Raw genomic sequence first — 21,833 nt, 5'->3', positions numbered from 1 at the left:
TGTTCCCCAAAACTCCGATCGGCGCCCGCGCGGTCCGGAAACCCCCCAGGTACTGCCCGCGCGCCGAGCGGAGCGGCCGCGTCATGCAGGCCAGTGGTTCCATCATCAAGAAGCGTGCCGAAAGCGAGGTTTGTTGAATCATTGATTGATTCCGGGGTGTTAAACGCCGGGTATGGTTCAGCCGTGCGGCGTGCCCCGATTAGAATGGTCAGAAATTAGCCGAAAAAACGGGACTGCCTAAAAACCAGGCAGATCAAATGCGTGATACGCGACCATCTGCCCCTTGTCCTGAGCGCCCGGCGCGCCATTCTGAGAACGGGATATCAGGAGACCGACCATGGCTTCGACTTCCAAGGGACCCTCCCGGGGCACTTCCACGGGGCTTCCGCCGGCGCAGGCCAAGCGCGACATGCCGCAGGACGAGGCCGACACGGTGATCGTCGGAGCTGGACTGTCCGGGCTGACCATGGCCCTGGCGCTGGCCGAGGCCGGGCTGTCCAGCATCATCGTCGACCGGGTCGATCCGCGCGCCGCGGTCGCCGGCCGCAACGACATCCGCACCACCGCCATCTCCCTGTCCTCGCGCCGGCTGATGACCGTGCTCGGCGCCTGGCAGGCCGTGGCCGACGGCGCCGGGCCGATCCATGACATCCGGGTGTCCGATTCCGGCTCCAGTCGCTATCTGCACTACGATCACAGCACGGTCGGCGACGAGCCGATGGGCCATATCGTCGACAATGGGGCGCTGAAGACCTCGCTGCTGGCGCGTCTCGCCGACCATGGCGACCGGGTGACCTTCGTCGAGCCGGGCTCCGCCGCCGCCCTGGCGGTCACCGCGGGCCGGGCCTGCCTCACCCTGGAGGACGGTCGGGTGCTCTCGGCCCCGCTGGTGATCGCAGCCGACGGGCGCGGCTCGCGGGTTCGGGCGCTCGCCGGCATCCGCACCACCACCGTCGACTATCACCAGAGCGCGGTGGTCGACACCATCGCCCATACCGAAGACCATCGGAACCTGGCCCATGAGCGCTTCCTGCCGGGCGGGCCGCTGGCGCTGCTGCCGCTGCTCGACCGGAACCGGTCGGCCCTGGTCTGGTCGGAGCGCACCGCCGTCGCCGAGCGGATCGCCCAGCTCGACGACGCGGGCTTCGCCGCAGCGTTGGAGGAGCGCTTCGGCGATTCCCTCGGAACGATGAGTCCGGTGGGGCCGCGCGCGGTGTATCCGCTGACCCTGACCCTGGCGGAGTCCGGCATCGCCGACCGGGTGGCGCTGGTGGGCGACGCCTTCCACGCCCTGCACCCGATCGCGGGGCAGGGGTTCAACGTGGGGGTGCGCGACATCGCGGTGCTGGCGGAAGTGCTGGCCGACGCGGCCCGTCTCGGCCTCGACATCGGCGGCGTGCCGGTGCTGCGCGATTACCAGCGCCAGCGTCGTTTCGATATCATGACGATGGTGGCCTCGACCGACGGGCTGACCCGGCTGTTCTCCAACGACATCGCCCCGGTGCGCACGGCCCGCCGGATCGGCCTGTCGATGGTGCAGCGGGTCCCGATGTTCAAACGGGCCGCGATCCGCCATGCCATGGGGACCCTGGGCACCCTGCCGCGGCTGCTGCGCGGCGAGCCAGTTTAGGCTGTTTAGCACCTTAATTCACCCCCGGCACAAGGCCGGAGCGTGCGAGAAAATTCGGCGTTTGGAATGCGTTCAGCCGCGCGACAGGCCGGCCTTGGCGAGCGCGTCCTCGTAGGCCGCCATCATCGTGGCGCCCTCTTCGGCGAGCTTGCGCAGGTAGCGCCAGGTGAACAGGCCGGTGTCGTGGCCGTCGCTGAAGACGATCCGCACCGCGTAGTTGCCCACGGGCTCGACCGCCTTGATGGTCACCGCGCGCTTGCCGGCCACCAGGGTCTTTCCGGCAGCACTGTGGCCCTGGACCTCGGCCGAGGGGCTCTCCACCCGCATCAGCTCGGCCGCGATGGTCCCCGACACGCCGCTCTCGAAGGTCACTGCCAGGGCGCTCCGGTCGCGGGTGACCCGCAGTTCGGTCGGCCAGTCGCCGGTCGTGGCGTCAGGGGCGCCGGGATCGCTCACGCCGGCGACCCCTCGTCCAATCGTCGCGCCTCCTCGACCAGCATGATCGGCACGCCGCCGCGGATCGGGAAGGCCAGGCCCGCCTTCTCGCTGACCAGCTCCTGCGCCACCCGGTCATAGGTCAGGGCCTGCTTGGTCACCGGACAGACCAGGATCTCCAGCAGCTTCGGGTCGATCCCGGCGCCGGTCGGGCCGACGGGGCCGGACTCCGGTTCCGGCGCGTTAGTGTCGGGCATGGTCGCCTCCGCTCGTATCGGCGACCGCCATGTCGAGCAGGGCCAGCATCATGCTGGCCCGTGACTTGAGCGAATCGCATTCCAGAAGAGCCTGTTTCTCGCTGCTCTCGAACGGGCAGACCATGGCCAGCGTGGTGACCAGCCGGTGGTCCGGTGTCTGTTCGATCACGCCCCAGTCCGCGGTGATGCCCTGGGCGTCGAAATACTGCTTGAGCCGGGTGACCAGCAGGCCACGGTCGAGTTCCGCGTCGCAGTCGCCCTCCAGGTCTCCGGCAAACGGCCCCCAGTCGGCGATGACCCGGCGGTAGCCGCGCATGGAGGCGATCTCCTCGTCGACCACGAACCGGCATACTCCGGTCAGGGTGATCAGGAACCGGCCGTCATCGGTCTCGGCGAACTGGGTGATCCGGCCGGCGCAGCCGATCCGGTAGAGGCAGCGCGACCCCGCTTCGGAACCGCCCTCGGCCGGCTTCGGCTGGATCATGCCGATCAGCCGGTCGGTGGCGAGGGCGTCGCGGGTCATGTTCAGGTAACGCGGCTCGAAGATGTTCAGCGGCAGCTTTCCCCGTGGCAGCAGCAGCACGCCGGGCAGGGGAAACACCGGCAGGGTTGCCGGCAGCTCGTCGAAGCTCGGGTCGAACGGGCTTGGACTCATCGCGTCGCCGCCTTTCCTTTCCCCGGGTTCAGGAGAACAACAGCGAGGACAGACGGCGCCGCGCGTCGGCGGTGACCGGGTCCGTCGGGCCCATCGCCTCGAAATATTTCAGCAGCTGCTTGCGCGCCGCCTCGTCCTCCCACTTCCGGTCGATGCGGATGCTCTCCAGAAGCTGCTCCACCGCGCCCGCGCGGTCGCCGGTGGCGTAGAGGGCGGCGGCGAGGTCGATGCGCGAGCGGTGATCCTTCGGATCGGCCTCGACCTTGGCGCGCAGGGTGTCGAGTTCGGCGCTGGCCTTGGCCCCTTCCTTCGCCAACTCGATCTGGGCGATCACCGCCTGGACGGCCTTGTCGGCCTTCACGTCTTCGGGGATCTGCTCCAGCACCTTCTCGGCATGATCCGACCGCCCATCGGCGAGCAGGCACTTCAACAGCCCGGCGAGGGCCGCCGGATTGGTCTGCTCGTGCTGGAGGATCTGCTGATAGACGGCGCCCGCCTGCTGGTGATCGCCGGCCTCCATGAGCTGGTCCGCCTGCTCCAGGGCCTGCTCGATCGGCGACGGGCCGGCGGCACCGCCGACCCGCTCGATCAGCGCGGTGATCTCGCTCTCGGGAACCGCGCCCTGGAAGCCGTCGACCGGCTGGCCGTCCTTGAAGACGTAGACCGTGGGGATCGACTGGATGCGCAGCTGGCCGGCGATCTCGGGGCTCTCGTCCACATTGATCTTGACCAGCTTCACCGAGCCGCCGGCCTTGCGAACGGCGTTCTCCAGCGCGGGGGTGAGCTGCTTGCAGGGGCCGCACCACGGTGCCCAGAAATCGACCAGCACGGGCATCTGCATGGAGGCATCGACCACCTCGGCCATGAAGGTTGCCGTGGTCGCATCGACGATTGCGGCCTCTCCGGTCTGTCCGCCGGGTTGCGCCGCGCCCAGGATCGGTTCCATCTGCTGCGTTCCTCTGTTCTGGGAGTGACTATCTAAAGTGCGACCGTGTCGCGACAAGGGTGAAGGGGGGCGATTTTCGTCGCCGCGCCCTGAAATTGGGGCCGCCGAGGCTCAATCGCCAGAGGCGGCGGAGAGGTCGAGGATCTGCGGGGTATGCCCGCAGGCCTCGATGAAGCGGGTGAGGGCGTCGGGCGTGACGGCGATGGTCATCTCGTTCGACAGCGGGTGATAGTTGAGGGGCGAGATGCCCATCATCTCCTTGTCCAGGATCACGGTGACCGAGGTCTCGGTGTCGTTGATCAGCGTGAACGGCGACACCGCGCCCGGGATCACCCCCAGGGTGTTCATCAGCCGGTCCGCGCTGCCGAAGGACAGGCGCACGCCACCGAGCAGGGCGCCCAGCGCCTTCAGGTCGATCCGCCGGTCCTCCAGGCAGACCACCAGCCACATGGCGCCCTTGCGGTCGCGCAGGAACAGGTTCTTGCAGTGCCCCCCGGGCAGGTCGCCGCGCAGCGCCTTGCTGTCCTCCACCGTGAACAGCGGCGGGTGGGTGTGCAAGTCGTAGGCGATGTCCAGCGCGTCGAGTCGGGCCAGCAGCGTCTCGGGCGAGGTGGGCAGTTCGGGCGAGGTAGGCGTCTCGCTTTCGGCCATCTGGGAAGCTCCGGTATGCGCGGTTTCGGTGGCTTGTCGCGGTGTGTGATGGGCTTGTCTAGCGCATTTTGCGCTCCGGGTGCAGCACCGGAGGGTTTTCGCGCCGCGCCGCGCCGGCGGGAAGCCGTGAACGGTCTGCGTCTGCCGCGGGGCGTGCTATCCTGGGACGACCCGAATTCGGTGTTCCTGCTCGGATGGAGTGTCCCATGCGCCGTGTCGCCCTCGCCCTTCTCGCCGCCCTGATCGTCCTGTTGCCCCTGTCGGCCCCGGCCCGGGCCGCCGGCCCGGTCGTCCTCACCGTGACGGGGGCCATCGACAACACCAACCGCGGACCCTTCGACCCGTTCTCCGACGTGCTGTTCGGCACGCTGCAGGAGACGTTCGAGAAAGCCTACGCGCTGACGCTGGACGATCTGGCCGCGCTGCCGCAGAAGACGGTCGAGATCGGATATCCGAACTGGCCCGGGCCGGTGACCGTCAGCGGTCCGACGCTCGCCGCCGTGCTCGACCTCGTCGGGGCGACGGGCAGCGAGGTGCTGGTCCAGGCCGTCGACGGCTATGCCCCGTCCTTCAAGATCGCCGAGGTGCGCGCCGGAACCTTCGTGCTGGCCACGTCCCAGGGCGGGAAGCCGCTGGCCCTGGGCGGGCGAGGTCCCGTATGGCTGGCGTTCCCGGCCGGCAGTTACGAGGGTCAGACGGCGGATGACGACTCCGGCCTCGCCTGGGCCGTCTTTCATATCAAAATCGCTGCCGGCGAGTGAGCCTGCGCCGCGAGCCGTGCCATAGCTATTTGAAAACGCTTGGGTTTTAGCCATATTTCGGGGGCAAAAAAAATCCGTGGAAAAAGGCGTTAATCGCTCTTGCAATCGTGCGATCCGCCGGTATTATCCGCGGCCTCGACGGAGCGCGGGCGTAGCTCAGGGGTAGAGCACAACCTTGCCAAGGTTGGGGTCGTGAGTTCGAATCTCATCGCCCGCTCCAATTTTCCTGCACATCGACGGTGTATCAGTCCCCCACCGGGGGACCCGTGGCGACCACGGGGCTACCGGCGCGTTCCGGGCATTCGTGTCAGCGACGCAGCCTGAGCAGCAGACCCTGGGCGACATTGGCGATCGCGTTCGCCGCCGCCGGCCCCATCTGGTCGGCGAGTTCGTCGGCCAGCTCCAGCAGCAGACCGGCCTGGCGGCTCAGCACCACGGCGTTGCCGTCCGTCAGGTTCAGGACCGCATCCTCCGCCGCGAGATACCGGTCCACGTCCGGGTGCGGCTGCCAGGCCTCCGCCGAGGGCGGTAGCGCCTTCCAGGCTTCCCGCGCCATGTCGAACTCCACGAACACCGCCTCCACCTCCGGATCGACGGCCGTCGGCGCCGGCGACTGTGTCAGGGCGCCCATCGGAACGCTCAGCCCGGACGAGCCGGCAAGCGAGGCCAGGGCATCCGCCACCAGGCGCCGCGCCTCCTCGGCGTCCTCTGCGAGGTCCGGGTCCTCCGGGAAGTCCTGATCCGGGCTGCGTGGATCCGTCCGCCGCGGGCGCCGGGTCAGCAGCTCGAGCGCATGGGCAAGCTGGATCGAGGGGACGGTGAGCCCCACGGGCAGCCCGTGACCGCGCAGGACGTCGGCACGCGACATGTCGGCGCGCGAGGCTCCCGCGCCGGCCGCGCCGCGCGGGGGCGCAAGGGTCCGGGTGAAATCAAAGAGTGTATCGAGATCCTGCGGCCCCGAGGTGCCGGGACCGGCACCGCCGCCAACTCTGTCATCCGATGGAGGCATGTGTCCGATCCGTCACCTGTTCTGCCATGCGCGAGTATCGAGACATCAGACTAGCGATATAATTGCATTCTGCCTATCGAAAATCGATCAGGTTTTGATCTATGCCGATTTTTAGCCAAGTCAAACCGATCATCCATCTATCATATTTAAAAATTCAGCCGCTGGATGTAGTCTCGTCCCATGGACGACTACCTGACAGGCGAGGCGTTGCGGGCCGCGCTGGCGCGGCTGAACTGGACCCGCGAGCGATTGGCCGTGGCGGCCGGCCTCGGCGAGGCGACGGTCTACCGCATGCTGGCGCAGAACGGTGCGATTCAGGCCAGGCGCAGCTCGATCGACAAGGTGGCCACCGCGCTGGCGGCGGAGGGGGCGCTGGACCGGCCGAAGGCGCCGGGCGAGCTGGATCCGCTGATCACGGTCGCGCTGCCGGCCGAGCTGATCCGGCGCATGCCCGGACGGTTCACCAGTCTGACCCGGCTGTGGGCCCAGTCGATGGAAACTCAAGATCTGGAGGATCTGGTGCGCCGCCTCGGCGGGGCGACCGACAGAATGTCCAGCGTCAATGTCGGCGACGACGGCGGGCTGCGGATCGGCCTGCTCGGTCACGGGCTCCGGTGGGCGTCCAACAACATGGTCGGACGCCCCCTGATGGAGCTCGCGGATCAGGACGTGGCGGTGTCCGCCTCAGAACGCTATTGGCGATCGATCATCGCCAATGAGCCGAACCTTGCGTATTGCCGCCGCGGCGACCTCGAGTTCACCGTGCTCAGCGTACCAGTTCGGCATGCTGGACGGCAGGCTGTGGTGTCTTGGTCGGAACTAGGACGTCCGGACCTTTGGAGATGAAGTCCAGGGCATCCTTCATGATCTGCACCGGCGCCGCGTAGCCGAACCAGAGGGGCGTGGGCGGCGTGGTGTAGTGCCACGTGGCGCCCGGCTCCAGGAACAGCGGCCGGTACCGCTCCGCGATGCCCTTCTTCATGATGATCTCCGGCACCATGAAGAAGACGTGCTTGGCATCCCAGACATCGACCGCGAAGCTGCGACCGATCATCGGCAGGAACGGCACCAGCAGCCTGGACAGATCCGTGCCCCGAAGATCCGGGCGCACCCAGATGCCGCCGGAAAAGGCCGAGGGCCCTTCCATCGCCTCGAACCACTCGCGCACCGTCCCGAAGATCTCGATATCGGGCTTGGCGCAGGCGTTGTGCAGGCCGATCTCGTCGATGTACTCGGCCATGGTGTCGACCGGCAGGTAGAGCCCGCAGGCATAGGTGCCGATGGTCTCTCCGTCCTTGTGGATCAGGACGCACATTCCACGGTCGGCGTTTGTGGTCTCGTTGAAATATCCCGGGAAGGCGATGGCGGTATCCCGGTCGACGTTCGCGAAGGCCGCGAAGTCGCCGTGGATGGTCATTTCCGCACCGTGGCGGGCCAGCGCGCGCTGACCCTCGGCGATGAGGTCACCCATGATCGTTCCGGCCAAGGCCTGGGGCAGTCGAGTTCTTTGCATTTGATCCTCCATTGGCGAATGGGCATCCGGGCCAGCCGTCACCTGAAAGAGAAACAAACAACCGTGCGACGTATTGACTCGGATTCGGCAAACGCTGAACTTTATCGCAGGTGAAGAAATCCAATCAATATTTGATCAGTTTCCTATCTATTCTATCAATTTTTGATAGACGGAAGACAGCCAAAGAAAAAACCGCGGCGCGCGTGTCCGATGGAGGCCCCGACCCGTAAATATCCATAATCCCTGAATTGTTTCCGGTAGTTCGGCCGTTCTGATAGGCTCGCTGGCGACCGAATTTCTAAGGGGGGACCGCTATGCGCAACCGCACTGAGACCCTGAAGCTGGAGAAGATCGATGCCGTTTGCGCCCTGGTTCTCGCGCGATTGCAGGGAGCCAAGGCGGAGACGGCGGAGACCTTCGTGCGTCAGTTCTTCGCCAACGTGGCACCGCAGGACCTGATCGACGAGGAGGTCGAGGACCTGTTCGGCGCGGCGATCGCGATCTGGACCTACGGCCGCGAACGCAAGCCGGGCCAGGCCCGGATCCGGGCCTACAATCCGCGTTTCGAGGAAGTGGGCTGGCAGTCGACCCACACGGTCATCGAAATCGTCAACGACGACATGCCGTTCCTGGTCGATTCCGTCACCGCCGCCCTGAACCGGCGGGACCTGACGGTGCATCTGGTCATCCACCCGATCCTGCGGGTCGTACGCGACGACAAGGGGGTGGTGACGTCCCTGCTGAAGGAGGATGCGGGGGCACAGGGCGCCGCCGGTGAATCCTTCATGCACCTCCAGGTGTCGGAACAGACCTCCTCCGAGGCGCTGGCCGAAATCGAGGCCGACCTGGCCCAGGTACTGAAGGACGTGCGCGCCGCCGTCGAGGACTGGCGCACCATGCGCAAGACCATGGTCGACGTCATCGCCGAGCTGGAGAAGGCGCCGCCGAAGGCCGCGAGCAAGGACGATCTGACCGAGATCTGCGCCTTCCTGCGCTGGATCGAGGACAATCACTTCACCTTCCTCGGTTACCGCCAGTACGACTACAAGACCACCGGCAAGAAGCTCCGCATGGAGGTGGTCGAGAAGAGCGGCCTCGGCATCATCCGGTCGCCCGAGGTCAGCGTGTTCGACGGTCTGCGCGACATCTCGGCGCTGCCCGAGCAGGTGCAGGGCTTCCTGCTCGACCCGACGCCGCTGCTGGTGATGAAGGCCAACAAGGTCTCCACCGTGCACCGGCCGGTGCCGCTCGACTCCATCAGCGTCAAGAAGATCGACAAGTCCGGCAAGGTGGTCGGCGAGCACCGGTTCATCGGCCTGTTCACCTCGGTCGCCTATAACGAAAGCCCGAAGGAGATCCCGCTGCTGCGCCGGCGGGTGGAGAAGATCGTCGAGCGCGCCGGCTTCCGCCCGGCCAGCCACGACGGCAAGGCGCTGGTCAACATTCTGGAGACCTATCCCCGCGACGAGCTGTTCCAGGCCAGCGAGGACGAGCTGTTCGAGATCTCGATCGGCATCCTGCACCTGCAGGAACGCCAGAAGACGGCGCTGTTCGTGCGCCGTGACGCGTTCGAGCGTTTCGTCAGTGCGCTCGTCTTCGTGCCGCGCGACCACTACAACACCCAGCTGCGGCAGCGCTTCCAGGCGATCCTGGCCACGGCCTTCAACGGCGAGGTGACGGCGTTCTACACGCTGATGTCGGACAGCGTTCTGGCGCGCCTGCATTTCATCATCGGGACCACCCGCGGCGAGATCCCCAAGGTCGATTTCGACGAGCTGGAGCAGCGGCTGATCGATGCCGGGCGGAGTTGGGCCGACAAGCTCCACGACGCCCTGGTCGCCGACAAGGGAGAGGAGAGCTCCCAGAAGCTGCTGCGGCGATACGGGCCGGCCTTTCCGACCGCCTACAAGGAAGCCTACCCCGCCCATGCGGCGATCTTCGACATGGAGCGCATGGAGGAGATTCGATCCGACCAGACGCTCGGCATGAACCTGTTCCGGCCGATCGGGGTGGATGAAGACGTCCTGCACCTGAAGCTGTTCCACGGCCGCGAGCCGGTACCGCTCAGCGACGTCATGCCGATGTTGGAGAACATGGGCGTGCGCGTGCTCTCCGAGGTGCCGTTCGAGATCGAGGGCGGCGGCCTGGAACACCCGATCTGGATGCACGATTTCGAGATGCGGCTGCGCGCCGAGACCGAGTGCGATCTCGCCACCATCAAGACGCCGTTCCAGGAGGCCTTCGCCGCCGTCTGGGACCGGCGGATGGAGAATGACGGCTTCAACGGCCTGGTGCTGAACGCCGGGCTGACCTGGCGCGAGGTCACCGTCATCCGCGCCTACGCCAAATACCTGCGCCAGGCGGCCTTCACCTTCTCCCAGGACTACATGGAGGAGACGCTGCTGGCCTATGCGCCGATCGCGCGTCTGCTGGTGAAGCTGTTCGCCGCCCGCTTCGATCCGGCGGCCGAACAGGACCGGACGAAGGCGGTCGAGGGGCTCGAGGACAAGATCCATTCCGCCCTCGACGACGTGGCCAACCTGGATCAGGACCGCATCCTGCGCCGGTTCCTGAACCTGATCCGCAGCACCCTGCGCACCAACTTCTACCAGATGGGCGAGGACGGCGAGCCGAAGAGCTACACCTCCTTCAAGCTGGACAGCCAGTCGCTCCAGGACCTGCCCCTGCCGCGCCCCATGGTGGAGATCTGGGTCTACAGTCCGCGGGTCGAGGCCATCCATCTGCGCGGCGGCAAGGTGGCGCGCGGCGGCATCCGCTGGTCCGACCGGCGCGAGGACTTCCGCACCGAAATCCTCGGGCTGATGAAGGCCCAGCAGGTCAAGAACGCGGTCATCGTGCCGGTCGGCTCCAAGGGCGGCTTCGTGGTCAAGCGCCCGCCGGTCGGCGGCACCCGCGAGGAGGTCCAGGCCGAGGGCATCGAGTGCTACAAGACGCTGATGCGCGGGATGCTCGACATCACCGACAACATCTCCGGCCCCGACATCATTCCGCCCAGGCATGTGGTGCGCTACGACGGCGACGACCCCTATCTGGTGGTGGCCGCCGACAAGGGCACGGCGACCTTCTCCGACATCGCCAACGGCGTGTCCCAGGATTACGGCTTCTGGCTGGACGACGCCTTCGCGTCGGGCGGCTCGGCCGGCTACGACCACAAGAAGATGGGCATCACCGCCCGCGGTGCCTGGGAGAGCGTGAAGCGGCATTTCCGCGAGCTCGGCCACAACACCCAGAGCGAGGACTTCACGGTCGTCGGCTGCGGCGACATGTCGGGCGACGTGTTCGGCAACGGCATGCTGCTGTCCAAGCACATCCGCCTGGTCGGCGCGTTCAACCACCTGCACATCTTCGTCGATCCGGACCCGGATACGGCCAGGAGCTTCAAGGAGCGCCAGCGGCTGTTCGAGCTGCCGCGCTCGAGCTGGTCCGACTACAACGCCAAGCTGATCTCCAAGGGCGGCGGCGTGTTCGACCGCTCGGCCAAGTCGATCAAGCTGAGCCCGGAGATCAAGAAGGCATTCGGCATGACCGAGGATTCGGTACCGCCGAGCGAGCTGATCCGCGCCATGCTGAAGGCCGATGTGGATCTGCTCTGGTTCGGCGGGATCGGCACCTACATCAAGTCCGAGCGCGAGAGCAACGCCGATGTCGGCGACCGGGCGAACGACCCGGTACGGATCGACGCCAAGGAGATCGGCGCCAAGGTGCTGGGCGAGGGCGCCAATCTCGGCGTCACCCAGCGGGGCCGGATCGAGGCGGCGCTGCGGGGCGTGAAGCTGAACACCGACGCCATCGACAACTCCGCCGGCGTCGACTGCTCCGACCACGAGGTCAACATCAAGGTCCTGCTCGGCGCGATCGTGTCCGACGGCGACATGACCCTGAAGCAGCGCGACAAGCTGCTGGAGGCGATGACCGACGACGTGGCCGAGCTAGTGCTGGCGGACAATTACGACCAGACCCAGGCGCTCTCCATCGCCTCCCACAAGGGGCTGTCGCTGATCGATGCCCAGAGCCGGCTGATGCGGGAACTGGAGCGCGGCCATCTGAAGCTGAACCGGCGCATCGAGTTCCTGCCGGACGACGAGGCCATCGCCGACCGGGTGACCGCCGGCAAGGGACTGACCCGTCCGGAACTGGCCGTCCTACTGGCCTATGCCAAGATGGAGCTGTACGACGACCTGCTGGACAGCGACCTGCCGGACGACCCGGCCCTGGCCGAGGATCTGGCACTGTACTTCCCGGAGCGGCTGCGCGCCAAGCACGGCAAGGCGATCATGGAGCATCGCCTGCGTCGGGAGATCATCGCCACCACGGTCACCAACTCGATGATCAACCGGGTCGGGGCGACCTTCCTCAACACCCTGCACGAGCAGACCGGCGCGAAGCCGGCGGAGATCGCCCGCGCCTATACCGTCGTGCGCGACGTGTTCGGACTGCGCGGGCTTTGGGACGCCATCGAGGCCCTGGACAACAAGGTGCCGGCCGCCCTGCAGACCCGGATGCTGCTGGACATCCAGCGGCTGGTCGAGCGCGAGACCCTGTGGTTCCTGCGCAACGGCCGCCGTCCGCTCGACATCGCCAGCCACGTCAACGAGTTCGAGCCCGGCGTCAGCGCCCTGAAGGGCTGCCTCGTCGAGGTCATTGGCGATGTTGAGCGCGACGACCTGAGGCTGGTCTGTTCCGAGCTAGAGGAGAAGGGCGTGCCAAAGGACCTCGCCCACGAGATTGCGTCCCTGGAGGCCCTGTCCTCGGCCTGCGACGTGGTCCGGCTCGCCCTCGCCTCGAAATCCGAGGTGCGGACGGTCGCCATCGTCTACTTCAAGGTCGGTGCGCGCTTCTCGCTCGACTGGCTGCGTGACCGGGCCTCGGAACTGGCGGCCGATACCTATTGGCAGAAGCTGGCGGTCAACGCCCTGGTGGACGATTTCTACCAGCACCAGAGCCAGCTGGCGCAGCACGTGCTCGGCCATGTGGATGCGGGCGGCCGCGGATCGGGTACGAAACCCAAGAAGGCGGCGGGCAAGAAGGCCCCCGACACTGCGGCCGTCGGCAATGGCGACGTCGCCGCCACCGATGCCGCCATCACCGCCTGGAGCGCCGACCGCGTGGACGATGTGGATCGGGCGGACCGGCTGCTCGACGACATCCGCTCCGCCGACCATGTCGATCTGGCCATGCTTGCCGTGGCCAACGGCCAGATGCGGGCGCTGCTGTCGCGATGAGCCCGGAGGGTACGGCGCATCCGGCGAGCGTGGCCACGGGCGAGGTTCCCGGCGGCCGGATCTCGTGGGAGGTCGACTATCGCCGGCTGGTCCTGATCATCCGTCTGTGCGGTGGGGTGACCGATGACGATCTGTCCAACGGCGTCCCGGAGATCTGGCACCGCCACCCCGAGGTGCTCGACTGCGCCACCCTGGTGGACGCCCGCGAGCTGACCGGCGAGGGGAAATACGGCTGGCGCGGCCTGCGCGACGTGTCGAGCGCCTGGAAGCGCTTCGCCATGGGGCGCGACGCCGGCACCCGGGTGGCGATCGTGCTGCGCGACACCCTATTGACCAAGCTCGCCCGGGCGGTCAGCTTCGACTATCCGGGGTCCGTGTTCCGAATCTTTTTCTCCGTCGAGGACGCCGAGGATTGGCTGGGAATGAGATGAGCCGCCTCCCGCGTGCGCCGGTCATCGGCTGGTGCCTGTACGACTGGGCGAATTCGGCGTTTCCGACGGTGATCTCCACCTTCGTCTTCGCCGCCTATTTCACCAAGGCGGTGGCGCCGGACGAAACCACGGGCACCTTCCTGTGGGGCAACGCGACGGCCATCGCCGCCGTCTGCATCGCCCTGCTGAGCCCCGTGCTGGGGGCGATCGCCGACCGCACCGGCAAGCGCAAGCCCTGGCTCGCGGTGTTCTCCCTGGTCTGCATCGTGGCGTCGGCGGCGCTGTGGACCGTGGAGCCCGATCCGTCCTTCATCACCCGGGCCCTGGCGCTGGTGATCGTCGCCACGCTCGGTTTCGAATTCGCAACGATCTTCTACAACGCGATGCTGGCGGAGGTGGCGCCGCCCGACAAGATCGGCCGGGTCAGCGGGCTGGGCTGGGGGCTCGGCTATTTCGGCGGGCTCGCCTGCCTGGTGGTGGCGCTGTTCGGCTTCATCCAGGCCGATCCGCCACCCTTCGGCATGGGCACCGAGGCCGAGGAGCCGGTGCGCGCGACCTTCATCCTGGTGGCGGTCTGGTTCGCGGTCTTCTCCCTGCCGTTGCTTCTGTTCGTGCCGGAATCCCGGCTGCGGGAGAATGAGGCGCTGGACGAGGCGGTGGGCGACGGGCTGAAGCGGATCTGGACCACCCTGCGCCGCCTGCGCTGGTCCCAGCCGGTGACCCGGTTCCTGGTGGCGCGGATGCTGTATGCCGACGGGCTGACCACCCTGTTCACCTTCGGCGGGATCTACGCCGCCGGCACCTTCGGCATGGCGTTCGACGAGATCATCATTTTCGGCATCTCGCTGAACGTGACCGCCGGCATCGGGGCGGCCGCCTTCGGCTGGCTCGACGACCGGATCGGGCCGAAGCGCACGATCTTCCTGGCGCTGATCGGGCTGGTGCTGTTCGGAGTGGCGGCCCTGCTGGCGCCGGACAAGACCTGGTTCTGGGGGATCGGCATGGCGCTGGGGACCTTCATGGGCCCGGCCCAGGCGGCCTCGCGCACCTACATGGCCAAGCTCGCCCCGCCGGATCAGCGCGCCGAGATGTTCGGTCTGTTCGCTCTTTCCGGTAAGGCGACGAACTTCGCTGGCCCGCTGCTGCTGGGCTGGGCGACGCTGGCCTTCGACAGCCAGCGGGCGGGGATGGCGACGATCGTGCTGTTCCTGGTGGCCGGCCTCGCGCTGCTCACCACGGTGCGCGAGGAGCGGTAGGGGGCTTTCCTCTCCACCAAATACACTCCCCGGATTCATTCCAGGGTAAGCGGCGACGCTTGGGCGGGCGCTCGGGAATCGGCGTGAAACGCGCCGCATTCCACTTGGGCTCGCCCCGGAACAAGTCCGGGGAGTGTGTGAGGGGAGTGTGAGAAGGGTGGGAGGAAGAGGGGCTCTCAGAACGCCGGCGAGGTCGCCGTGATCCGGGTGAGGCCCTCGGGCGCGTCGTCGTGGTCGAGCTCGATGTCCCAGTACAGGTAGTCCCGCCAGCTCTCATGCAGGTAGTTCGGCGGGAAGCCGCGGCCGCTCTGCTGCAGCTCGTAGGCGGTGGGCTGTTTCGGCGCGGTGATCGGGATCATGCCGATATCGCGCGGCATGTGGTTGCCCTTCACCAGATTGCAGGCGCCGCAGGCGGTGACCACGTTCTCCCAGCTCGTCCGCCCGCCGCGCGAGCGCGGGATGACGTGGTCGAAGGTCAGCTCCTGGGTCGGGAAGCGGTCGGCGCAGTACTGGCAGGAGAAACGGTCGCGCAGGAACACGTTGAACCGGGTGAAGGCCGGACGGCGCGACTGGTGCACGTATTCCTTCAGCGCGATCACGCTGGGCAGCCGCATCTCGAAGCTCGGGCTGCGCACGGTCGTGTCGTACTCGGAGACGATGTTCACCCGGTCGAGAAACACCGCCTTGACGGCATCCTGCCAGCACCAGAGCGACAACGGAAAATAGGAGAGCGGCCGGAAATCGGCATTGAGGACGAGCGCGGGTGCTGCGTCCGGCCCCGTCACCGCGTGCTCCTCCGATTTCTCGGCAGGGCACGCGGCGCGCGACTAGGGAGAGCAGCGGCATGCCACGCAGCGCTTTGCCGCATGTTTTGCCACAACATCTTGTCGTCCCAGTCGCTTCGCATCGCAGTGACCGCCCATTTAGTGGGGAGTTCGTGCCAGGCTTCGAGGCGTTATATATCTATATGTTGTTACAGTTTTATGGTCCCCGCAAGGCCCCTCGCGGTGGTCGGTCAAACCCCAAGAACTCTCCGCAGAAACGCCGCCCCGGCCCCGAGCCCGACCTCGTCGATTCCATGGCCGAGACCCGGCCGCGCGATCGATTCGACGGCCACTCCGGCGGCTGTGAGCCCGGTCTGGGCCGCCTCCATCGCGCCGAAGGGCACGACCTCGTCCGCCGTGCCGTGGACCAGCAGGACCGGCGGTTTGGCGGTGACCGGATCGTCCGGCAGATCGCCGGCGATCAGCGCGCCGGAATAGCCGACGATTCCGGCGACCGGCGCCGGCCGGCGCAGGGCGGTATAGAGCGACATCATGGTACCCTGGCTGAACCCGACCAGCGCCAGCTTGTCGGCGCCGAGGCCGAGACGCGCCAGCTCGGCGTCGAGAAAGGCGTTGAGCATCGGCGCGGCGCCGCGGATGCCGGCCAGCATGTCGGCCGGATCGCGGCTCCGCAGGCTGAACCACTGGCGGCCGAACGGGGCCATGTCGCAGGGATAGGGCGCGTTGGGCGAGGCGAAGGCGACCGAGCCCATCTCGCGCGCCCAGACCGGGGCGATGCCGATCAGGTCGTTCCCGTCCGCTCCCAGGCCGTGCAGCATCACCACCAGGGCGTCCGCCTCGCCGCCGGCCGCCGGTCCGAACCGGGGGCCGTCCAGCTCTGTTGCCTGAGTCTCCGCCATGGCCGTCTTTCCTTCAGTTGACCGGGCGAGACCCTAGCGGTACCGAGCCGTCATGACCACCACCCGCTTTGCCCCGAGCCCGACCGGCCTGCTGCATCTGGGCCACGCCTATTCGGCGCTGCAGGCGGCGTCCTTCGCCGGTCAGTTCACAGACCGGACGGCCGGGGGCCGGTTCCTGGTCCGCATCGAGGATATCGACGTCACCCGCTGCCGGCCGGAGTTCGAGGCGGCGATCCTGGAGGACCTGGCCTGGCTGGGGCTGGATTGGGAGCGGCCGGTGCGCCGCCAGTCGGACCATATGGACGACTACCGCGCCGCCCTGGACCGGCTGGACGCGATGGGGCTGCTCTACAAGTGCTTCCACTCCCGCAAGGAGCTGGACGACGCCCTGTCGGCGCCGCACAACCGGCCGATGATGGGACCGGACGGTCCGGCGGTGACCGACACGGACGCGCTGATGCCGGAAGACGAACGCGCCCGGCGCGAGGCGGCCGGCGAGCCCTGTGCCCTGCGCCTGCGCATGGCCGAGGCGGTTCGGCGGGCCGGGCCGCTGAGCTGGCGTGACCGGACCCATGGCGAGCAGCCGGCCCGGCCGGAGGTGTTCGGCGACGTGGTGTTGGCGCGCAAGGACGCGGCGACGTCCTACCACCTGGCGGTGACGGTGGACGACGCGCTGCAGGGCGTGACGCTGGTGACACGGGGCGAGGACCTGTTCCAGGCGAGCCATGTCCACCGCCTGCTCCAGGCGCTGCTGGACCTGCCGGTGCCGGAGTATGCGCATCATCCGCTGCTGGTGGACCCGGCAACCGGCCGTCGCTTCGCCAAACGCGACCGGTCGCTGACCTTGAAGGCACTGCGGGAGAGCGGGGTGAGTCCGGCGGAGGTGCGGGCGCGGGTGGGCTTTTAAGGCCCCGCACCTTCACGCACTCCCGGGATGTATTCCGGGGTAATCCGTCCAGCTTGGACGGGCGCCGGGTAATTTGGAATGAACCTCCACGCCTGCTCTTCGGATCGCCCCGGAAGAGGTCCGGGGAGTGAGGAAGGGGGGGATAAGGCGGAGCGGGCCCCCGGTCCCCTACGGAAACACCGCGTGCAGGCCGGTGCAGAGCTCCAGGTAGTCCCGGTGGTCCGGATCGATGCGGCCCGTGCGGAGCAGCCAGTCGATCACCACCAGGTTGCAATTGTACTTGAACCCCGCCGGCCCCTGGACCACGCCGCGCTCGACGATCGAGGCCACGTCCCGCCAGGGCATCAGCATGAATTCGGCGACCTCGCCATCCACCGGCCGCGGGGTGAAGTCCTCCGGCAGGGTCAGGTCGTAGACCCAGAAGGCGTGACGCCGCAGGCCGCCGCCCATCTCGCCGCCGGTGCTGGACGGGCCGCCGTCGTCCACCTCCATGGTGTAGGAGACCATCCCCGTCGCCACCGCCTGGCGGGCGAGAGGCTCGGCGATGCCGGCCTCCTCGGCACATTCCTTGATCAGGTTCTCCTGCGGGCCGTATCCGACCGGATGGCCGCCGGCGACGATGTTGTCGAGGCTGCCCGGATAGGTGCTCTTGTCCCAGGCCCGGCGCGCCACCCACATGCGCGCCGCGTCGCCCTCGCCGACCACGCCGTTCAGATGGAAGCCGCGGTTGATGATGCCGAAGGCGGTCGCTGCCGCCCGGTCGATCTCGAACACCGGATCGTCCGAGAGCCGCTCCATCACCGGATATTTCTCGCCGCGCAGCCGGGGCAGCAGCCCGTCCTCGGACAGGGCCGCCAGGGCCTCGTCCACTGCCTTGGTACGGTCTGCGTAGGTGGTCAGGCGCGGGTCGAGATGGACCAGGTCCTCGAACACGTGGAACAGGCCGCCGAACCGGCGCAGCTCCAGCGACAGGCCCCGGCGCATCAGGCCGACCCGGGCCTGGCCCACGCGGAACGGCACGAAATCCTTCAGGTCGTAGGCGTTGCAGAAGCGAATATGGTCGAGGAAGGCCATGGAACTCGGACGCCGGGGTTCAGGACAGCATCATGCCGAAGAGCAGGCCGAGCGCCAGGGCGACGCCGACCGGCCAATAAGCCCGCCGCGCCCGCTCCCGCGCCATGAGCCGCACCGTGTCCGGATGCAGCCGCAGACCGCCCTTCTCCACATGGCTCAACGCCATGTCGGCGTGGCGGATCAGCGAGGGCAGGCGCTCGACGCCGCGCAGGATATCCGCACCGGCCCGGGCGAGGCGCGCCTCCGGCCCGCGGTTCTCGCGCATCCAGTCCTCGATCAGCGGCCGCGCCATCTCCCACATGTTAACGTTCGGGTTCAGCCGCCGACCCACGCCCTCGGACACCACCATGGTCTTGTGCAGCAGCAGCAGCTGGGGCTGCGCCTCCATGGCGAAAGTCTCGGCGATGCGCAGCACCTGACCCAGCAGCTTGGCGACGGAGACCTCGTTCAGCGGCTTGTCCATCAGCGGCTCGCCGATCGAGCGCACCGCCTGGGTGAACAGGTCGATCGACTTGTTGGCCGGCACCATGCCCATGCGGAAATGCACCTCGGCGACAGAGCGCCAGTTGCCGAGCAGGAAGCCGGTCAGGGTGTCGGCGAGGTAGTAGCGGGTCTCCAGGTCGAGTCGGCCCATGATGCCGAAATCCACCGGCATCAGCACGCCGTCCGGGGTCACCAGCATGTTGCCGGGATGCATGTCGGCGTGGAAGAAGCCGTCGCGGAACACCTGGTTGAAGAACACCGCCGCCGAGCGGGCCAGAAGCACCGTCGGGTCGAGGCCGGCCTTGGCCAGCGCCTCGGTGTCGTCGATGCGGAAGCCGTCGATCCAGGCATTGGTGAAGACCCGGCGGGTGGTGCGGTCCCAATCCACCTCGGCCACGGCGAAGCTGTCGTCGCCGATGAAGTTCTCCGCCAGTTCCACCGCCGCGGCGGCCTCCAGGCGCAGGTCCATCTCGATCTCGACCGTCTCGCGGAACACTTCGACGGTGTCGACCGGCTTGAAGCGGTGGGACCAGGGCAGGTGGCGCTGCAGGGTCTCGGCGATCCAGGAGAACAGGTCCAGGTCGCGGGCGACCGCCACCTCGATGCCCGGGCGCAGGATCTTCACCGCGACCCGGCGGCCGTCGGTGGTGATGGCGCGGTGCACCTGGGCGATGGAGGCGGCGGCGATCGGGCTGGTCTCGAACTCCGCGAACAGCGCCGCCACCGGCGCCTCGAGTTCGTATTCCAGGGTCTGGCGCGCGACGGTCTCGTCGAAGGGCGGCAGGCGGTCCTGGAGCTGGGTCAGGTCCTCCGACGCCTGCTCGCCGATGAGATCGGCGCGGGTGGCCATGGACTGGCCGAGCTTGATGAAGGTGGGCCCGAGCTGGGTGAGCGCGGAGGCCAGCCGCTGGCCCCAGCGGCCGGTGACCGACGGGCTGCGCAGGTGCCGGGCCAGACGGGCGAGGCCCGAGACGGTCGGCGCCTCCGCCACGGTCTCCAGCGGCTCGAACACGCCGTGCCGGGCCAGGACCCAGGCGATCCGCAGCAGGCGGATCAGGTTGCGCAGGGAACGGATCATGGGGACCGGATCATCGCCTACAGGCGCCAGCCCGAATGGATCGCCGCGATCCCGGCCGACAGGTTGCGCCACTTCACCTGCTCCAGTCCGACCCGGCGCATGCGCTCGGCCAGATCCTGCTGGTCGGGGAAGCGGCGGATGCTTTCCGCCAGATACTGATAGGCCTCGCGATCCTTGGCCACCTTGTCGCCCAGCCAGGGCAGGACCTTGAAGGAATATGTGTCGTAGATCGGATCGAGCCAGCCCTGGGTCGGCCGCGAGAATTCCAGGCACATGAACCGGCCGCCGGGACGCAGCACCCGCGTCATCTCCCCCAATGCGCGGTCGATGCGGGTCACGTTGCGCAGGCCGAAGGCGATGGTCACCCGGTCGACCGAGCCGTCGGCCAGCGGCAGATCCTCGGCATTGCCGACCACCCAGTCCACCGCGTCGTCACCGCCGGCTTTCTCCAGGCGGTCGCGGCCGACGGCGATCATCTCGGCATTGATGTCGCAGACCGTGACCGGGCCGCCGCCGCGCTTACGCCACAGGGCGGCGATGTCGCCGGTGCCGCCGGCCACGTCGAGCAGCCGGTGTCCCGGGCGCGGCGCCAGCCAGTCGGCGAAGGCCTGTTTCCACACCCGGTGGATGCCCAGGCTCATCAGATCGTTCATCAGGTCGTAGGAGGAGGCCACGCTGTCGAACACCTCGCGGACCCGGGTGCTCTTCTCCTCCACGGACACCGAGGTGAAGCCGAAATCGGTCACCCCGTCGCGGATCTTCGGATCGGCGGCGGAGGGGTCGCCGGCCGTCGCCGCCGCCGTCGCCTGCGCTGATTTCGCGTTCTTGCCCTCGGCAGCCATCGCGTCTGCACCCGCCCACCGGTTTCGGTCTGACGTGGATTAGGCCTCTACGCGCCCGGAATCAAGGCCGGGCACCGGTCTGCCGTGCCGGCCAATCTGCCGCTTGGCGCGGCACGGCCGTCGGGATACCGTCCGCCATCATGCCTGAACTGCCTGAAGTCGAAACCGTGATGCGCGGGCTGTCCAGCCGCATGGACGGGCGCGTGCTGGCCGAGGTCGAGGTGCGCCGGCCGGACCTGCGCTGGCCTCTGCCCGACCGCATGGCCGAGCGTCTGACCGGGCGCCGGATCCTCGGACTGCGCCGCCGGGCGAAATACATCCTGGTCGATCTCGACGACGGGACGAGCTGGATGATCCATCTCGGCATGTCCGGCCGGATGCTGATCTCCGACGGCCCGAAACCGCCGCTGGAGACCCATGACCACGTGGTCTTCCGCACCGATGACGGCACCTGGGTGAAGTTCAACGACGCGCGCCGCTTCGGCATGATGGACCTTTGGCCGACCCAGGAGGTTGAGCGGCACAAGCTGCTCAAGGGCATCGGGCCGGAGCCGCTGGGCAACGCCTTCAACGGCCCGGCGCTGGAATCCGCGCTGGCCGGCAAATACACCCCGATAAAGGCCGCTCTGCTGGACCAGAAGGTGGTGGCCGGGGTCGGCAACATCTACGCCTGCGAGGCGCTGCATCGCGCCGGGATCGCGCCGCGGCGGCTGGCCCTGAACGTCTGGGGCGGTCGAGCGGAGCGGTTGGCCGACGCGGTCAAAACCGTGCTCACCGAGGCGATCGCCGCCGGCGGCTCGAGCCTGCGCGATCACCGTCAGGTGTCGGGCGAACTCGGGTATTTCCAGCACACCTTTCGGGTGTACGATCGCGAGGGGGAGGGATGTCCGACCCCGGAATGCGGCGGCACGGTGAAACGTCTGGTGCAGTCCGGGAGGTCCACTTTCTATTGTCCCCGCTGTCAACGCTGAGGTAGAA

At 67.7% G+C, this 21,833-nt stretch carries 20 protein-coding genes and 1 tRNA gene; 9 read left to right on the top strand and 12 right to left on the bottom strand.

Going from position 1 to position 21,833, the window contains the following annotated elements; translation table 11 throughout:
• Positions 1-337 precede the first annotated feature (337 nt).
• Positions 338-1,630 carry a UbiH/UbiF/VisC/COQ6 family ubiquinone biosynthesis hydroxylase gene (locus tag G578_RS0121760; protein ID WP_245565675.1) on the top strand — a complete coding sequence of 431 codons (1,293 nt, stop codon included), beginning with the start codon at positions 338-340 and terminating at the stop codon, positions 1,628-1,630.
• Positions 1,631-1,702: 72 nt separating this feature from the next.
• Here the strand turns inward: G578_RS0121760 and G578_RS0121755 are convergent, their stop codons facing one another.
• From G578_RS0121755 to G578_RS0121735, 5 genes are all read right to left on the bottom strand, one after another.
• Complete coding sequence (locus tag G578_RS0121755; RefSeq protein WP_051245150.1) at positions 1,703-2,086, bottom strand: gamma-butyrobetaine hydroxylase family protein; 384 nt, start codon at positions 2,084-2,086, stop codon at positions 1,703-1,705.
• A complete protein-coding gene (locus tag G578_RS0121750; protein WP_028796021.1) occupies positions 2,083-2,322 on the bottom strand; it encodes a Trm112 family protein in 240 nt (79 codons plus the stop codon). The genes G578_RS0121755 and G578_RS0121750 overlap by 4 nt, the downstream gene beginning before the upstream one ends.
• Positions 2,309-2,977, bottom strand: a complete 669-nt coding sequence (locus tag G578_RS0121745; protein WP_028796020.1) for an LON peptidase substrate-binding domain-containing protein — start codon at positions 2,975-2,977, stop codon at positions 2,309-2,311. Before G578_RS0121745 ends, G578_RS0121750 begins: the two co-directional genes overlap by 14 nt.
• Before the next feature lie 28 nt (positions 2,978-3,005).
• The gene (gene trxA, locus G578_RS0121740) at positions 3,006-3,923 is read right to left on the bottom strand and encodes a thioredoxin (protein ID WP_028796019.1); all 918 of its coding nucleotides are present in this window, start codon (positions 3,921-3,923) and stop codon (positions 3,006-3,008) included.
• A 111-nt stretch (positions 3,924-4,034) separates the two neighbouring features.
• The gene (locus G578_RS0121735) at positions 4,035-4,574 is read right to left on the bottom strand and encodes a prolyl-tRNA synthetase associated domain-containing protein (RefSeq protein ID WP_028796018.1); all 540 of its coding nucleotides are present in this window, start codon (positions 4,572-4,574) and stop codon (positions 4,035-4,037) included.
• A 206-nt stretch (positions 4,575-4,780) separates the two neighbouring features.
• Between G578_RS0121735 and G578_RS27640 the strand changes: the two genes are divergently transcribed.
• Entirely contained in the window at positions 4,781-5,335 is a 555-nt protein-coding gene (locus tag G578_RS27640; RefSeq protein ID WP_051245149.1) for a putative pterin-binding protein, read from the top strand.
• 145 nt (positions 5,336-5,480) lie between these two features.
• A tRNA-Gly gene (locus tag G578_RS0121725) sits at positions 5,481-5,555 on the top strand.
• An 87-nt stretch (positions 5,556-5,642) separates the two neighbouring features.
• On the opposite strand, the gene G578_RS0121720 is transcribed toward G578_RS0121725, so the two are convergent.
• Positions 5,643-6,203: an SDR family oxidoreductase gene (locus G578_RS0121720; RefSeq protein ID WP_028796017.1), complete on the bottom strand. Its 561-nt coding sequence runs from the start codon at positions 6,201-6,203 to the stop codon at positions 5,643-5,645.
• A 321-nt stretch (positions 6,204-6,524) separates the two neighbouring features.
• Here G578_RS0121720 and G578_RS29775 point away from each other — a divergent pair, with 321 nt between their 5' ends.
• Positions 6,525-7,190 carry a helix-turn-helix domain-containing protein gene (locus G578_RS29775; protein ID WP_139189365.1) on the top strand — a complete coding sequence of 222 codons (666 nt, stop codon included), beginning with the start codon at positions 6,525-6,527 and terminating at the stop codon, positions 7,188-7,190.
• On the opposite strand, the gene G578_RS0121710 is transcribed toward G578_RS29775, so the two are convergent.
• Complete coding sequence (locus G578_RS0121710; RefSeq protein WP_169400899.1) at positions 7,111-7,857, bottom strand: hypothetical protein; 747 nt, start codon at positions 7,855-7,857, stop codon at positions 7,111-7,113. The two genes, G578_RS29775 and G578_RS0121710, sit on opposite strands and share 80 nt — an antisense overlap.
• A 314-nt stretch (positions 7,858-8,171) precedes the next feature.
• Between G578_RS0121710 and G578_RS0121705 the strand changes: the two genes are divergently transcribed.
• From G578_RS0121705 to G578_RS0121695, 3 genes are read left to right on the top strand one after another with little or no spacing between them, the layout of a single operon-like run.
• Positions 8,172-13,100 carry an NAD-glutamate dehydrogenase gene (locus tag G578_RS0121705; protein ID WP_028796015.1) on the top strand — a complete coding sequence of 1,643 codons (4,929 nt, stop codon included), beginning with the start codon at positions 8,172-8,174 and terminating at the stop codon, positions 13,098-13,100.
• The gene (locus G578_RS0121700) at positions 13,097-13,531 is read left to right on the top strand and encodes a hypothetical protein (protein WP_139189363.1); all 435 of its coding nucleotides are present in this window, start codon (positions 13,097-13,099) and stop codon (positions 13,529-13,531) included. The genes G578_RS0121705 and G578_RS0121700 overlap by 4 nt, the downstream gene beginning before the upstream one ends.
• The gene (locus G578_RS0121695) at positions 13,528-14,787 is read left to right on the top strand and encodes an MFS transporter (protein ID WP_028796013.1); all 1,260 of its coding nucleotides are present in this window, start codon (positions 13,528-13,530) and stop codon (positions 14,785-14,787) included. Before G578_RS0121700 ends, G578_RS0121695 begins: the two co-directional genes overlap by 4 nt.
• 176 nt (positions 14,788-14,963) lie before the next feature.
• Here G578_RS0121695 and G578_RS27635 read toward each other — a convergent pair whose 3' ends face one another.
• Together G578_RS27635 and G578_RS0121685 are read right to left on the bottom strand one after the other, a co-directional pair.
• Positions 14,964-15,572, bottom strand: a complete 609-nt coding sequence (locus tag G578_RS27635) for an HNH endonuclease (RefSeq protein ID WP_038015660.1) — start codon at positions 15,570-15,572, stop codon at positions 14,964-14,966.
• 230 nt (positions 15,573-15,802) lie between these two features.
• Positions 15,803-16,471: an alpha/beta hydrolase gene (locus G578_RS0121685; RefSeq protein ID WP_028796012.1), complete on the bottom strand. Its 669-nt coding sequence runs from the start codon at positions 16,469-16,471 to the stop codon at positions 15,803-15,805.
• Positions 16,472-16,523: 52 nt separating this feature from the next.
• Here G578_RS0121685 and gluQRS point away from each other — a divergent pair, with 52 nt between their 5' ends.
• Positions 16,524-17,378, top strand: coding sequence for a tRNA glutamyl-Q(34) synthetase GluQRS (gene gluQRS, locus G578_RS0121680; RefSeq protein ID WP_028796011.1), 855 nt, complete (start codon positions 16,524-16,526; stop codon positions 17,376-17,378).
• 168 nt (positions 17,379-17,546) lie between these two features.
• On the opposite strand, the gene G578_RS0121675 is transcribed toward gluQRS, so the two are convergent.
• The 3 genes from G578_RS0121675 to ubiE are packed head-to-tail and all read right to left on the bottom strand — an operon-like array spanning position 17,547 to position 20,855.
• On the bottom strand, positions 17,547-18,452 hold the full coding sequence (locus tag G578_RS0121675) for a DUF4743 domain-containing protein (protein WP_028796010.1): 906 nt from the start codon (positions 18,450-18,452) through the stop codon (positions 17,547-17,549).
• Between the two features lie 19 nt (positions 18,453-18,471).
• Positions 18,472-20,013, bottom strand: a complete 1,542-nt coding sequence (gene ubiB / locus G578_RS0121670) for a 2-polyprenylphenol 6-hydroxylase (protein ID WP_028796009.1) — start codon at positions 20,011-20,013, stop codon at positions 18,472-18,474.
• A gap of 17 nt (positions 20,014-20,030) precedes the next feature.
• Entirely contained in the window at positions 20,031-20,855 is an 825-nt protein-coding gene (gene ubiE / locus G578_RS0121665) for a bifunctional demethylmenaquinone methyltransferase/2-methoxy-6-polyprenyl-1,4-benzoquinol methylase UbiE (RefSeq protein ID WP_084619109.1), read from the bottom strand.
• Between the two features lie 140 nt (positions 20,856-20,995).
• Here ubiE and mutM point away from each other — a divergent pair, with 140 nt between their 5' ends.
• A complete protein-coding gene (gene mutM / locus G578_RS0121660) occupies positions 20,996-21,826 on the top strand; it encodes a bifunctional DNA-formamidopyrimidine glycosylase/DNA-(apurinic or apyrimidinic site) lyase (protein WP_028796007.1) in 831 nt (276 codons plus the stop codon).
• Positions 21,827-21,833 lie beyond the last annotated feature (7 nt).

The sequence above is a fragment of the Thalassobaculum salexigens DSM 19539 genome (assembly GCF_000423805.1).
GTDB classification, from domain to species: domain Bacteria; phylum Pseudomonadota; class Alphaproteobacteria; order Thalassobaculales; family Thalassobaculaceae; genus Thalassobaculum; species Thalassobaculum litoreum.
This window is presented reverse-complemented; position numbering and strand designations above follow the sequence as displayed.